General features: G+C 46.1%; 14 protein-coding genes and 1 pseudogene. 2 read left to right on the top strand and 13 right to left on the bottom strand.

The window, feature by feature from the left end; genetic code table 11:
* From HMPREF9431_RS08650 to HMPREF9431_RS08640, 3 genes and pseudogenes are all read right to left on the bottom strand, one after another.
* Positions 1 to 805: pseudogene (locus tag HMPREF9431_RS08650) on the bottom strand (IS982 family transposase); the annotation flags it as partial.
* A 261-nt stretch (positions 806 to 1,066) separates the two neighbouring features.
* A complete protein-coding gene (locus HMPREF9431_RS08645) occupies positions 1,067 to 1,885 on the bottom strand; it encodes a hypothetical protein (protein WP_004380859.1) in 819 nt (272 codons plus the stop codon).
* A gap of 13 nt (positions 1,886 to 1,898) precedes the next feature.
* Positions 1,899 to 3,971 (bottom strand): LTA synthase family protein, encoded by a 2,073-nt coding sequence (locus HMPREF9431_RS08640; RefSeq protein ID WP_004380858.1) that lies wholly within the window; start codon positions 3,969 to 3,971, stop codon positions 1,899 to 1,901.
* 223 nt (positions 3,972 to 4,194) lie between these two features.
* Here HMPREF9431_RS08640 and HMPREF9431_RS11985 point away from each other — a divergent pair, with 223 nt between their 5' ends.
* Entirely contained in the window at positions 4,195 to 5,601 is a 1,407-nt protein-coding gene (locus tag HMPREF9431_RS11985) for a histidine phosphatase family protein (protein ID WP_196794582.1), read from the top strand.
* 261 nt (positions 5,602 to 5,862) lie between these two features.
* Here the strand turns inward: HMPREF9431_RS11985 and HMPREF9431_RS08630 are convergent, their stop codons facing one another.
* A complete protein-coding gene (locus tag HMPREF9431_RS08630) occupies positions 5,863 to 6,741 on the bottom strand; it encodes a FimB/Mfa2 family fimbrial subunit (RefSeq protein WP_004380856.1) in 879 nt (292 codons plus the stop codon).
* 279 nt (positions 6,742 to 7,020) lie between these two features.
* On the opposite strand from HMPREF9431_RS08630, the gene HMPREF9431_RS08625 reads away from it, so the two are divergent.
* Entirely contained in the window at positions 7,021 to 8,262 is a 1,242-nt protein-coding gene (locus tag HMPREF9431_RS08625; protein WP_040561359.1) for an alpha/beta hydrolase family protein, read from the top strand.
* Between the two features lie 108 nt (positions 8,263 to 8,370).
* On the opposite strand, the gene rplQ is transcribed toward HMPREF9431_RS08625, so the two are convergent.
* The 9 genes from rplQ to secY form a co-directional block, all read right to left on the bottom strand.
* Entirely contained in the window at positions 8,371 to 8,859 is a 489-nt protein-coding gene (gene rplQ / locus HMPREF9431_RS08620) for a 50S ribosomal protein L17 (RefSeq protein WP_004380854.1), read from the bottom strand.
* Between the two features lie 35 nt (positions 8,860 to 8,894).
* The gene (locus HMPREF9431_RS08615) at positions 8,895 to 9,887 is read right to left on the bottom strand and encodes a DNA-directed RNA polymerase subunit alpha (protein WP_004380853.1); all 993 of its coding nucleotides are present in this window, start codon (positions 9,885 to 9,887) and stop codon (positions 8,895 to 8,897) included.
* Positions 9,888 to 9,899: 12 nt separating this feature from the next.
* A complete protein-coding gene (gene rpsD / locus HMPREF9431_RS08610) occupies positions 9,900 to 10,505 on the bottom strand; it encodes a 30S ribosomal protein S4 (RefSeq protein ID WP_004380852.1) in 606 nt (201 codons plus the stop codon).
* Between the two features lie 34 nt (positions 10,506 to 10,539).
* Entirely contained in the window at positions 10,540 to 10,929 is a 390-nt protein-coding gene (rpsK, locus tag HMPREF9431_RS08605; RefSeq protein WP_004380851.1) for a 30S ribosomal protein S11, read from the bottom strand.
* 18 nt (positions 10,930 to 10,947) lie between these two features.
* The gene (gene rpsM / locus HMPREF9431_RS08600) at positions 10,948 to 11,328 is read right to left on the bottom strand and encodes a 30S ribosomal protein S13 (RefSeq protein WP_004371766.1); all 381 of its coding nucleotides are present in this window, start codon (positions 11,326 to 11,328) and stop codon (positions 10,948 to 10,950) included.
* Between the two features lie 102 nt (positions 11,329 to 11,430).
* A complete protein-coding gene (gene ykgO / locus HMPREF9431_RS08595; RefSeq protein ID WP_004350205.1) occupies positions 11,431 to 11,547 on the bottom strand; it encodes a type B 50S ribosomal protein L36 in 117 nt (38 codons plus the stop codon).
* A 20-nt stretch (positions 11,548 to 11,567) separates the two neighbouring features.
* Positions 11,568 to 11,786 (bottom strand): translation initiation factor IF-1, encoded by a 219-nt coding sequence (gene infA, locus HMPREF9431_RS08590; RefSeq protein ID WP_004341775.1) that lies wholly within the window; start codon positions 11,784 to 11,786, stop codon positions 11,568 to 11,570.
* A 17-nt stretch (positions 11,787 to 11,803) separates the two neighbouring features.
* On the bottom strand, positions 11,804 to 12,589 hold the full coding sequence (map, locus tag HMPREF9431_RS08585) for a type I methionyl aminopeptidase (protein ID WP_004380850.1): 786 nt from the start codon (positions 12,587 to 12,589) through the stop codon (positions 11,804 to 11,806).
* A gap of 17 nt (positions 12,590 to 12,606) precedes the next feature.
* Entirely contained in the window at positions 12,607 to 13,944 is a 1,338-nt protein-coding gene (gene secY / locus HMPREF9431_RS08580; RefSeq protein WP_004380849.1) for a preprotein translocase subunit SecY, read from the bottom strand.
* Positions 13,945 to 13,948: the final 4 nt, after the last annotated feature.

The raw sequence follows: 13,948 nt of genomic DNA, 5'->3' as shown, positions 1-13,948 counted from the left end.
ATGAAATTGTCAAAGCATCTATGTCTGGAGTATTCCACCTGCGCAATGTTCTTTAGTTCATCATTCACGTCTCTATAATGGCTCTTTTTCTGAGTAAAAGTCTGTCTGAAACACTCATTAACGCTCCTTTCATGTTACTTTTCAATTTGGTAATAAGCTGTATTCCGTCAACGAAAAGCCTTTGAAAGAGGTTCTTGCTGATGTAGCCCTTGTCACCGAATAGCTTACCATATATAAAAACTATGAATGCTTTGTACTCCAAAGGCTTACGGTCATCAATATCTCCTGGCGTTATCATAAAGTTGAGAAGTTCTCCTTTCTCATTGCAAATCAAATGCAACTTGAAGCCAAAGAACCAACCCATAGAGCATTTTCCTCTTTGAGCTATGCCTTTGAAAACCTTGTGAATATGTATTCTTTGGTTTTTGCAGACACGCAGTGGTGTGCTGTCAACGAAACTTATACCCGTGCATTTACCCAACAGGACCTTCTTGATAAACAAGGTTAAGGGTATAACTACATCCCTTTCCAATTCTACTATACGGTTATAAGAAACAACTTTTGGAAACAGATGGCGAAGCTGCTTGCATACTTTTTCAAGATAGAAATGTTTGAAGCAGCGATAACCAGAATCGTGGAAAAGAATCATTATCAGCATAACTTCTGCCTTTGACATTGTAGAATTTTGATGATATTTTCTTTTCCCAGTAGGTTTTAGCGTATGTTTTAGTGTCATTGCATCAAAAAACTTGCAGAAGTCATCTGCCATACAAAATATTTCAGTAACTTTGTCCTCGGTGATCATAGCGATTTTTGTTTATAACTATTTGTATATTAGTTCTTTAAAGTTACAACAAATTTCGCTAATCACCAACTTTATAGACACTTATAATTCATCAAACTCACGTTAAATTACATTCGTGCCAAACGAAGTAGATTGAAACCAATGTTAAATTACATTCGTACAAACGAGGCGAATTGGCACCAATGTTGAATGACATTCGTGCAACATGAGGGCGCGCGTTGACAGAAACGCTGCCTTTTGGGATGTCGCTACAAAGGCCGTTTAACGCGAATAGGGTGTGGATGTGTCAGTGGCTGTAAACCACAATCCTAACACTGTGAGGATGGCACCCCACAAAGTGTTGGTGGTTTGCTCGGAAACGGGCTTGGCAGGGAAATCAACTTTCAGGCCAACCGAAAAGGCTGTGCGCGGCGTTGAGGTGTCATAATGCAGCAACTGTCCCATGTAAGGCCCGTCGATGAACCGCAAATCAGCACGATGATAGCCACCCAACGCCCAGCGCAGGTCCCAGTCCATGGTCAAAGCTACCGACGTAAAAAGATAGAGATCGAAGCCCACCCGCGGCGCAAATTGCAGCGTGGGGTTGCGCAAGGCATAGTCGACATTGAGCTTGCGCCAATGGTTTTGATGGAACACGCTATAGGTTTTGCTGCCGCTTTGCCCCCAAAAGCTAAATGGGTTGACCATGACATTGCCGCCGATGAAAGGCTGCACGAGCCATTTATTGGGAAGGGGATAGAGCTTTGCACCGCCGATGAAGTCGAGCCGATGGCTCTTTTTCAGCCCCAAACCGCTACCCAAATTAGTGAGTAATCCCTCGCGCCCATAGGCCAATCCGGCCGTCAGGGCAAAGTGTTTGTTGAGATAATAGTCGCCCATGAGCGTATAAGCCTCCCCTTCGTCGTCGCCAACATAAATCGATTGTCCGGCGGGTGAGTCGTCTTCGAGCGTCGTTTTGCTCCAAGTGGCTTGCACCGACCATTGCCGTGGCTTTTTATTTTCGGTTGACTGTGCGGTGGCCAAGGCGGCAAAAGCACAAGCCAAGACCGTGAGCGAGCATCGTTTGCGGCAAGTCGTCATGTGGTTTTGCAATTTATTTTGCGTTTAAATACAAGTTGACGAATTGGTAATAGCTCTGCGCTTTCGTAGCCAAAGCTTTGTTGTGCTGCTTTAACAACTGCTCTTCATGGGTTCCATTGGGCAACGCCTTGACACGATATTGGCGGATGTTGCGCACGGGCGAGAGCACAGTGAGCGTGTCGTTCTCCAAGTAACCCAAGTCTTGATAGGTGGCCATGAAGGCACGTGGCCGATAAGTGGACGCATAAATGTTTTGCCCTGCACAATGAACGGTGGTCTTGAGGCGCAGCAAAGCCAGCAACGTGGGCAACACATCAATCTGCGAGCACACCTTTCCCTCGTAGCCGGGGCGGATGAGTTGCGGCGCGTAGACAATGCAAGGAATGTGATATTGGTCAACGGGCAACGACGTTTTGCCTGCACTTGAGGCGCAATGGTCGGCAATCACCACAAACACAGTGTTGCTGAACCAAGGCTGTTTGGCCGCCGCTTGCAGGAAATGATGAATGGCATAGTCGGTATATTTCACCGCTGCTTCACGACAATGCGGGTCGCCATCAAATTGAATGCGGCCTTCGGGATAGGTATAGGGGCGGTGATTGCTCGTGGTCATAATCTGCGCAAAGAACGGTTCGCCTTGCGTTGCATTGCGATTGAACACCGAAAGTGCCTTGTTGAACATATCCTCATCGGACACTCCCCAAATGTTTGCAAAGTTGATGTCGCGCGGATTGATTTGGCTGCGGTCAATCACTTCGTAACCGTTGTGCGAGAAAAAGTCGCCCATGTTGTCGAAATAGCTGTAGCCACCATAGAGGTATTGACAACGATAGCCCAGCCCTTTCATCACCTCGGCAATGGAAAGATTGCCCATGCGGTTGGCTTTGCGCTTAATAATGCTCTCGCCTGCACTCGGCGGAATGCACAAAGAGAGTGCCTCAAGCCCGCGCACCGTGCGATTACCGGTGGCATAAAGGCGGTCGAACACCAGACTCTGCCCCATCAAACGGTCTAAATGGGGCGTGATGTGCTGCGTGTTTCCGTAACGCGAAAGAAATTCAGCGCTGAGGCTTTCCACCGTGATAAGCACAATATTGGGACGATTGTTGCCCAACTCATAGCCCACAACCTTGCTGCCTTGGGCATTCAAGCCCGTTAATCGGCGATAGTTTTCAACGACTGTTTGCCGAGGCAACATCGCATAGAACTGTGCATAGTCGAGCTTGTTGTTGACAAAGGCGTTCACAAAATCATAGGCACCATTTTGCGAAAGCTGGTCAACATATTGGTTGTCGGTTTGCAAACGGTGCAGGCTGCGGCTCAGAAAATAGCCACCCACCGCCAAAAGCAGATAGAGCAGGGTATGAATGGCAAAGAGTTTGCCCGTGTAGAGCTTCGTGAGCTTAAACCGATTGCGGCGCGATTGCAGATAGACGATGCCCACACTCAGCGCCACTGCCACCACCATCAGCGGCACAATGGCATAGGACTCCATGATGTTGCCCAGCACTTCGTGGGTGTAAACCAAATAATCTACGGCGATGAAGTTGTAGCGAACGCCAAACTCTTGCCAGAAAAAATATTCGCCCATCGACACCACAAGCAGCAGCAACACATAAATGCCCCACGTGAAATAAAGCGAAAAGCGGCGCCAGGCATCGCGCAACGGCCACACAGCAAAACGCAGACTGAAGCTCACAAACTTCCATGTCAGGAAGATTTTGGCTATCTTAGGCGCCCCGCCACCGTATTCATCGAAAATAGAATGGAAACCATAAACATAAATCAGACTGCCCAACAGCAACACTTCGATACACCATCCCACCCAACGATTGTATTTCAACTCGTTGAGACCGGGATAGATAACCAGCAGGGGTGCACAGCACAACAGCCCCACACCGAGGTCAGTGGCAAGGCCTATGCCCAACAAACGCAAGGTTTCAACAAAACTAAACTGCGCATCTTGCGGTGCAGTGCACATCAAAACCACGCGGAGCAACAAGCCCACGAGCAAATAAAGCTTTAGGAAACGACTCCCTATTAAAAACAAGGGATTACGGTAATTTAGGTTTCTCCTTCTATTCATGAGTTCATTTGTTTTCTGCTTTGCAAAGTTAATGAATTATTTGAGCTAAGCCTTTATTTTACGAAAAAACATCAAAAAAATTGGCCTTTTTGTGTCAAGAAAGCATCATTTTCAGAGAGAAAACAGCCTATGAACCTTAAACCACATGGTTTTTCGATTGTTTATGCTATTTTTGCAGCACAGGAAACAGTTTGTAGATGTTAAGAACAACAAAGGAAAACAGATGAGAACGAAAAGAATAGTGCTGCTGGTGGTTTGCGGAATGATGGCTATTTGCAGCCATGCACAAACCACACGCGCGCAAATGAGCGGTCCGTTTTGCGCCTATATTCCCCCACAAGAGGCCGACACCCTGCCCGCTCCCGAAGGCGCTGTGCCATTTTATATCTCGCATTATGGCCGGCATGGCAGCCGTTGGCTCATGCATCAAGCGCAATATGATGGCGTGTTGTCGTTTTTCTTCAACCGCAACAACCTCACAAAGTTGGGGCGTTTGGTGGCAAAACGCTTGGCAAAAGTGGCACAGGCAGCCCGTGGAAAGGCCGCCCTGCTCACCCCTTTAGGCGAGCAACAGCAACGCGAAATCGCACAACGCATGCGGCAAAACTACCCCACTGTGTTTCGCTCTTCGGCCACGGTTCATGTTTATGCGTCGCCTGCCGAACGCTGTCAGCAAAGTAAAATGGCCTTCATTGCCGGATTAAATGCTGCAAATCGTGCACCAATCGCTTTGCTTTTGCACAACGATTCGATAGCTTTTTCGTGGTTAGCCCCCACGAGTGCCGAATTCAAAGCGTGGAAAGCGCGTCCCCACAAGCTACCCACCTTGCCCACAGCCCATTTTCTTACTGCGCTATTTCGCGACACAACACAAGTGAAACGCGGCGAGCGGCTGATGATTGAACTCTACAAACTGGCTGCCGATATGCAGAATGTACCGCTGAAAATTCGTTTCGATGATGCTTTCAATGACGACGAATGGCGCGCCTGTTACGAGCGAAACAACAGGGGCATGTGGCTGCTTCACGGACAGGCGCCCGACAATCAGGGCGTCACACAACGCGTGGTGGCACCCCTGTGGCAACAGATTGTCGACGAGGCTGCTCAAGCGTTGCAAGGCAAAGTGGCGGCCACCTTGCGCTTTGGCCACGACACCTCGCTCTATCATCTCTTGGCCTTGCTCGGCACAGACAAGCTCTCTGACGAGCATGCGGATGCTTTAGAACAGATTATTCCCATGGCAGCCAATCTACAAATCGTGTTTTATTGCCGTCGCGAACAGGTGGGGAAGCCGCTCGGCCCCGACGATGTGTTGGTGAAATTTCTGCTCAACGAGCGCCCCATGCGGTTGTCGAAAGTGGGTTCGGAGGATGTTGCTCCCGATGGAAAGACGGGCTATTATTACCGGTGGAGTCGTGTGTTGGCCTACGTAGCGAAGCGGTTGGCCGCGGCCAATGCGCAGGGTCGGTGGGCCATGGCCTACCCTTTGGTGGGCACTGCCGGGCAGTTGCAGCACCCAAAACCATCCATAAACGGCACAGCATCGTCGGGAAAACGTTGTTCCCAAGGTTGGGAACGGGTGGATTTCACAAAAACAAGTGTTCCCAAAGTCGGGAACAGCGAAATTTAATAAAAATGGTTGTTCCCGACTTTGGGAACAACTGAAAACGAAAAAAATGAGCGTTTCCGACCTCGGGAACGAGGATTTTTAAGAAAACCAGGTGTTCCCGAGGTCGGGAACACCTGGTTTTACATGTAGCATAATCCCCATACTCTTGATTTTCCCATCAAAATTTTCCTACTTGTGATGCACTAATCGTGCACACATGTCGCCCACAAAAGAGGCGCTGTCTGCCTAACTGCCAAGCGAAGCAATGAGAAAAGAGGGCGGTTAATAGGTGAGATGCAGCACCTTTTTCCACTCGTCGTTGGCCTTTATCACCAAATCGCTCTCGGGATCTTCCTCTTTCTTGGGGAAGAATTTCCCCGTGTAGCAGGTGAGTGTGCGCATCACTATGGGAATTTCTGTAAAGGTGCGCTTTGAAATGACTTCGTTTTTATCGTTCAGCGCCTCCACTTCGAGCTTGATTGTGCCGCCCTCTGAGGTGCGAGGAAAGGTGTAGAGGTCGTAGGTTGAGGCCTCGGTGTGTGCTGAAGCGGCTACCACACGGTCCTCGGTCTGATGGGATTTCACGACGCCTACGCCGTCAACAACATCGAGGGTGCTGCTTCCACCCGTATAACTGAACTTGAGATGGGTGACTTCGGCAGGGATAGGGTCTTCGATGGTGAAGGCTATTTTGGAGACACAATGCTCCATCGTTGCCTGGATGTCTACGGCTCCCTCGAGGGTTATCTCACGCGCAAAAACGTAGGTGTCGGTCACTTTGCCGCCAAACGAAATCTTTCGGAATTCGGTTAGCGAGGCGTTTTCATTGCCATTATGCCCCACAATCACCAAATAATATTTGCCGGCAGGAAGACGGAAACTTAACTTCCCGAAGTCTTTGTCGCTGCTGGTTTGATTAACCGACAACACCTTTTTCCCCGTTCGGTAAGCAGCTACATGGAGACGCGTGCACACTTCACGGGCAGGTACCACGGCACGACTGAGGGTGTCATAACGCACATGGTCGAAATTCTTGACCAATACGTGCACTTCATAGCCTTCGCCTTTGAGTGGTTGCGAGGCGATGTCGGCCTTTTCGCAAGCAGAAAGGGTCAATAACAGTAGAATGGATGTCATCAATAGGTTTATGATATGTTTCATAAGGAATTTATTTGATGTGAGATAATTATTTCGTGTTGTTGTTAATAGTGAAGACCAGCAGCCTTTTTTGATTGAATGGAGAATGGTTATTCGTGCAAAAGGCACATGCTGTCTAAGTCGGTTCAAAAATAGGAAATAATCAAATAGGTTCCAAGTAAAATGCACTCTTTTTGCAAAAATCGGTGTTTTTTCTGCAAGACAATGTGTTTTTCTATGGATCCTAAAGCCGTTTTGTATAGAATTTGTATTTTTGTTGACATCAAAATCAATATACTGACAATGAAAAAATATTTGCTTTTAGGGCTGCTTTGTTGCGGTTTGCAGGCAACAATGGCGCAAAGCGCGTTGCAAGGAACATGGACGGGGAAACTGAAAACCAGTGCATTTGAGCTGACGGTGGTGCTTCATGCTACACCAACAGAAGGGAAATCGATGGAATTTACCTTGGATAGTCCCGACCAAAACGTGAAGGGAATTCCGATGACAACGGACTATCTGTCGGCTGACTCGCTGGCGTTGAGCATTAACCAAATGGATATTCACCTGCAAGGGCATTACGAAGCAGATGAAATCTCAGGCACGTTCCTGCAAAATCATTTCATTTTTCCGCTGAAAATGACACGCCACGAAGAGAAGATTTCGCGACCACAAACACCGCAACCGCCTTTCCCTTACACGCAACAAGAGGTTGTTTTCGAGAATAAAAAAGCGGGAGCTTCGTTGGCAGGGACGCTCACCTACCCCACCAATTTCAAGAAAGGAAAGACGCCTGTGGTGTTGATGGTGACAGGAAGTTGGCAACAAAACAGAGATGAGGAGGTGTTTGAACACAGACCTTTTGCCGTCATTGCCGACTATTTTGCACGCCATGGCATCGCAACACTGCGTTACGACGACCGTAATTTCGGCCAATCAAAAGGGGGAGATGTGGCGCATGCGACGACACAAGACTTCGCACAAGATGCCGAAGCGGGCATCGACTACCTGAGGAAACAACATGAATTTGGAAGGATTGGCGTGTTGGGACATAGCGAGGGTGGCAACATCGCCTTCATCTTGGGTGCACAGCAGCAAGTGGATTTCATCATTAGCATGGCCGCTGTGGGCGTGAAAGGGGATGAAGCGCTGACAGAACAAGTGAACAAATGTATGGAAATAGCGGGTGAGAAAATGCGGATGACGGTGGCTGAATATCGGAAGCTAAACGTAGGAGAGCATGCACCATGGCTCGATTATTTCTTAGATTACGACCCAACCCGTGACCTTCGCCATACGACTTGCCCTGTTTTTGCCCTCAATGGCGACAAAGATTGTCAGGTGATTGCGACGCAAAACCTCACGGCCATCAGAGAGAAATTACCTATAAACAAAGCATCGCAAACAAAAATCTATCCACAGTTGAACCATCTTTTCCAGCATTGTCAGAGTGGATTGCCCGCGGAATATCGACAAACAGCAGAGACTATCGCGCCCGAAGTGCTGACGGATATGGCAAAATGGATTAACGACCTTGCCAAATAAAGGGCTTTTATGTTGCAGGAATCCAGATGGCTTAAGGCGCAATGGATGCCCAAAAAGAAAAGCGTGACGAGAAATTCGCCACGCTTTTTCTTTTTATATTGACTAAGCTTATTCTGCCTTTGGTGCTTCTTCTGCTGCCGGTGCTTCTGCAACGGGTGCTTCAGGAGCAGCTTCTGTCTTTGTAGTCTTGCGGCTACGACGTGTCTTCTTAGCAGCCTTTGGTGCTTTTGCCATGTTCTCATCGAAGTCAACTAACTCGATAAAAGCTATTGGAGCAGCATCACCTTGACGTGTACCTAACTTGATTACACGCGTATAACCGCCGGGACGATCAGCCACCTTTGCAGCCACCTCACCGAAAAGTTCCTTAATAGCTTCTTTCTTTTGAAGATAACGGAAAACCACACGACGTGAATTCGTGGTGTCTTCTTTGGAACGTGTGATGAGCGGTTCTACATATTTCTTCAAGGCTTTTGCCTTAGCGAGCGTCGTAGTGATTCTTTTGTGCATAATCAATGACACGGCCATGTTGGCTAACATCGCGTCACGATGAGATGCAGTACGACCCAGATGGTTGAATTTTTTATTATGTCTCATTTTCTTTTTTTCGTTTAAGCGGAAAAGAAGTAGACTTACTCCTTATCCAATTTATACTTTGAAATATCGGTTCCAAACGAAAGATTCAGACTCTCGAGCAAATCATCAAGCTCAGAAAGCGATTTCTTACCAAAGTTGCGGAACTTCAACAAGTCGGTCTTGTTGTACTGAACTAAATCACCAAGCGTTTCAACATCAGCAGCCTTCAGACAATTCAGGGCACGAACACTGAGATTCATGTCAACTAACTTGGTCTTCAACAACTGCCGCATGTGCAAAATCTCCTCATCAAACTCTTGGTTGCCATCTTGATCAGGAACCTCTAAGGTTATCTTCTCATCAGAGAACAACATGAAGTGATAAATGAGAATCTTGGCTGCTTCTTTCAGCGCATCCTTTGGATGAATGGAACCATCCGTGGTCACTTCGAGAACTAACTTGTCGTAATCGGTCTTTTGCTCGACACGATAAGGTTCTACAGCGTAGCGAACATTACGGATAGGGGTGTAGATAGAATCGATTGGAAGTACATTAACATCTGTGCAGAACTCACGATTTTCATCCGCCAAGACATAACCCCGGCCTTTGTTTATCGTGAGATCTATTTGCAAGGATGCCTTGGCATCTAAATGACAAATCACCAAATCAGGGTTTAACACTTCAAATCCAGTCAGATACTTCGTTATATCACCGGCCTTGAATTCTGTGGAATTCTCTACGGTGATACTAACTTTCTCATTCTCGAATTCTTCTACTACTTGCTTGAATCTTACTTGCTTCAAATTCAAGATGATGTTGGTTACATCCTCTTTCACGCCAGGAACGGAAGAAAATTCATGCTCAACACCCGCAATCTTGATGGTGTTGATGGCATAACCTTCCAAAGATGAAAGAAGAATGCGGCGCAAAGCGTTACCAATGGTAACACCAAAGCCTGGCTCCAAGGGACGGAATTCAAACTTTCCGTACTTGTCATTGGCCTCCAACATCACTACTTTATCAGGTTTTTGAAATGCTAATATCGCCATTAATTCAATGATTTATTTAGAGTACAACTCAACGATTAATTGTTCCTTAATATTCTCGGGAATATCGGCACGCTCTGGTTTGTGTAAAAACTTACCGCATTTTGCGTTGTCATCCCATTCAATCCAAGGATACTTGCTATGATTAAAACCTGCCAATGCAGCTTCAATCACTTCAAGAGATTTTGACTTCTCACGAACCGCAACAACCATCCCTGGCTTAACTGCGAATGAAGGTATGTTAACAACCTTACCATCTACAGTGATATGCTTATGTCCAACGAGCTGACGAGCAGCTGCACGTGTAGGAGCAATACCTAAACGGAACACAACATTATCTAAGCGACACTCCAAATTTTGAAGCAACACTTCACCCGTGATGCCATCGGCCTTCGCAGCCTTCTCAAACATATTGCGGAATTGACGCTCAAGCACACCGTATGTGTACTTAGCCTTTTGCTTCTCTGCCAACATGACACCGTACTCAGAAGTCTTTCTACGACGGTTGTTGCCATGCTGTCCAGGAGGGAAGTTTCTCTTGGACAAAACTTTGTCAGCGCCGAAAATGGCTTCACCAAATCGACGTGCAATTTTAGATTTCGGACCTATATATCTTGCCATAATTAAAAATATGTGCTAAAAAATAATACAATTATTAGACCTTGCGGCGCTTAGGAGGACGACAACCATTGTGAGGTAATGGGGTAACGTCTATGATTTCTGTTACTTGAATACCTGCAGCATTCACGGCACGGATAGCCGATTCGCGACCGTTGCCGGGTCCTTTCACGTAGGCTTTCACCTTACGAAGACCTAAATCGAATGCTACTTTTGCACAATCCTCACCTGCCATCTGAGCAGCATAGGGAGTATTCTTCTTTGAACCACGGAAACCCATCTTACCAGCTGATGACCATGAGATAACTTGTCCCTCGCCATTAGCCAAAGATACGATGATATTATTAAAAGAACTATGAACATGGAGCTGACCAACTGCGTCTACTCGCACATTTCTTTTCTTAGATGTTGCTTTTGTCTTTGCCATAATTAATTTCCATTAAAATTACTTAGTAGCCTTCTTCTTATTAGCAACAGTCTTCTTCTTTCCCTTGCGAGTACGTGCATTGTTCTTTGTACTCTGACCACGAACAGGAAGACCATTACGATGTCTAACACCACGATAGCAGCCAATATCCATCAACCGCTTAATGTTCATTTGGATCTCAGAACGGAGATCACCTTCTACTTTGAACTCAGCGCCGATAATTTCACGGATTTTGGCAGCTTGATCGTCAGTCCATTCGCTGACCTTCAAGTCACGGTTTACACCGGCCTTATCCAATATCTTTGCTGAACTACTTCGACCTATGCCATAGATATAGGTCAATGCGATTTCGCCACGCTTGTTTTGGGGCAAATCTACTCCAACAATTCTTATTGCCATTTAAATTTGAATAAAATTTAATTTAATAAAATTTTCTCTTTAAAGAACGCACAAAGTTAGATATAAAAACTGATTTATTCCAACGATTACGATACTTTAACATTAACCCTGACGCAGTTTAAACTTAGGGTTTTTCTTGTTGATCACGAACAGACGACCTTTGCGACGAACAATCTTGCAGTCGGGTGTACGCTTCTTTAATGATGCTCTTGTTTTCATATCAATGTGTTATGAGATAATTATTTATATCTGAAAACGATTCTACCTTTTGTTAAATCATAGGGACTCATCTCCACTTTCACTTTGTCTCCCGGAAGAATCTTGATGTAGTGCATACGCATCTTACCGGAGATGTGCGCGATGATTTGTACCCCATTCTCGAGTTCTACGCGGAACATTGCATTCGATAAACTCTCAACAATAGTTCCATCCTGCTCTATAGCGGACTGTTTTGCCATAAATTTTGCAATCTTACTTAATGATTTTCTATTTCTTCAAACGTTGATAAAACTTCAGCCTTTCCCTTACGGACAGCGATTGTGTGCTCAAAATGTGCAGCAACCTGATGATCGCGCGTCACAATGCTCCATCGATCAGGTAACATGCCTATGTTCCGATTGCCCAATGTGACCATCGGTTCAATGGCAATACACATTCCAGCCTTCAGCATAACACCATTTCCTCGCATGCCATAGTTAGGAATCTGAGGCGCTTCGTGCATTTCTTTTCCGATTCCATGCCCGGTCAATTCTCGCACGATGCCATACCCATGAGCCTCACAATGCGCTTGAATAGCAGCTCCAATGTCACCGACATGCTTTCCCGGAACGGCCTGTTCAATGCCCAAATAAAGCGATTGCTTCGTTACTTCTAACAGTTGTTTAACGGCTTCATCGACCTCGCCTATCATAAAAGTATAGGCAGAATCCCCATTATAGCCATTCAACAACGTACCACAATCAACTGATATAATATCGCCTTCATGCAGAACGACATCATCACTGGGTATTCCATGCACAACAACATCATTCACCGAAGTGCATATTGCTGCTGGAAAAGGCTCACCATAAGGATTAGGGAACCCCTTAAATGTTGGGATTGCCCCGTGATCGCGTATAAACTCATCTGCAACCTTATCCAAATGGCGCGTTGTAACGCCGGGTTTTATGTGGCGTCCTACCTCTGCAAGCGTCTTTCCAACCAACTGGTTGGCCTCACGCATGAGGTCAATTTCATCTTCTGTCTTCAGAAATATCTTCATTCTTCAGAGGTCTCTCCCTAATAGGCCGACACGCCATTGTTACGTGTATGCCCGGAATTGAGCAGACCATCATAGTGGCGCATCATCAGATGACTTTCGATTTGCTGGAGTGTATCAATCACAACACCGACGAGAATCAATAAAGATGTTCCACCAAAGAACTGTGCAAAACCTTGCTGCACATTAAGAAATCCTGTTAAAGCAGGCATAACAGCTATGAAAGCAATGAAGAGTGAGCCAGGAATAGTGAGCCGAGTCATGATAGAATCAATATACTCTGCCGTATCCTTACCGGGTTTCACACCGGGTATAAAGCCGTTGTTGCGCTTCATGTCTTCAGCCATTTGCGTTGGATTCAATGTAATCGCCGTGTAGAAGAATGTAAATGCAACAATTAATGTTACATAGACTACATTGTATAATACACTTCGATTATCCATCAACGACCGCACAACCCAAGAAGCATTATCACTTTGATATTGCACAATAGCTAATGGAATGAACATCAATGCCTGCGCAAAGATGATAGGCATTACATTTGCTGCAAACAACTTCAATGGAATATACTGACGCGCACCTCCATATTGCTTATTTCCAACTAAGCGCTTCGCATATTGCACAGGTACCTTTCTCGTGCCTTGAACCAGAAGGATTGACGCACAAACAACGAAATAAAGAATGAGCAATTCTACAATGAACATCACAATACCGCCCCCTGAAATAGCCGTAAAACGAGAGGTAACCTCCTGCACAAAAGCCTGTGGTAAGCGTGCAATAATGCCAATCATGATAATCATTGAGATACCATTCCCCACTCCTTTATCCGTGATACGCTCACCCAACCATAAGATGAACATGCTACCAGCCGCAAGAATAATTGTTGCAGGAATAATGAAGAATGTCCAAGAAATGCCGCTAGCCAAGGCCTGACTAGCTTGCATTTTCAGATTCATGAGGTAGGCGGGTGCCTGGAATACTAAGATAGCAATCGTCAGCACACGCGTGTACCAGTTTATCTTCTTCCTGCCACTTTCTCCCTCACGCTGCATCTTTTGGAAATAAGGTACAGCCACAGCGAGCAGTTGCATTACGATAGAAGCTGAGATGTAAGGCATAATTCCAAGTGCAAAGATAGAGGCATTGGAAAATGCTCCACCAGAGAACATGTCTAAAAGCGACATCAGGCCGCCTTTGGTCTGCGACTGAAGTGTTTCCAACTTAGCCGGATTAATACCAGGAAGAACCACAAACGAACCAAATCGGTAGATTGCAGTGAACAGAATTGTGATGAGGAGACGCTGACGCAGGTCCTCTACCTTCCAACAGTTCTTTAGTGTCTCAATAAACTTTTTCATTTAC

The sequence above is a fragment of the Segatella oulorum F0390 genome (genome assembly GCF_000224615.1).
GTDB lineage: Bacteria > Bacteroidota > Bacteroidia > Bacteroidales > Bacteroidaceae > Prevotella > Prevotella oulorum.
Note: the sequence above shows the minus strand (reverse complement) of the source record. Positions and strands in the feature narration are given on the sequence as shown.